This window comes from Serratia sp. ASV30 (genome assembly GCF_016428815.1).
In the GTDB taxonomy this organism is placed as follows: Bacteria; Pseudomonadota; Gammaproteobacteria; order Enterobacterales; family Enterobacteriaceae; genus Chania; species Chania fonticola_C.
The window spans coordinates 1-328 of the sequence record NZ_JAELTL010000232.1; the positions used below are offsets into that span (position 1 = coordinate 1).

Consider the following 328-nt stretch of genomic DNA (forward strand, 5'->3'; position numbering starts at 1 on the left):
GCACCGGACAACGCCACCGTCAGGCCACTCTGCTTCTGCTCAAACCGCTCTTCTACCGTACGCAGGTCATGCCCCGGTTCGATAACGACGCTGTCGCCAGTAACGTTGAGATTTTTACCGGCAATCAAATCCGCACCGCCAATGTGTGCCTTGCCGCCCGCAACGATATTCACATCGCCACCGGTCGAGCCGATAGTGCTGACACTCTGGCTCTGCGTCGTACCGTCTTCGTTCACCTGATGGCGAGAGCTGGAGCTACCAATCGTCACCCCGATACCACCGGTGCCCATCAGTCCGCTCTTTTTCTTCTCATCCAACCGGTAGCTGG

At 57.9% G+C, this 328-nt stretch carries 1 pseudogene; it reads right to left on the minus strand.

Going from position 1 to position 328, the window contains the following annotated elements:
- A pseudogene (locus JHD74_RS26205) lies at positions 1-328 on the minus strand (hemagglutinin); the annotation flags it as partial.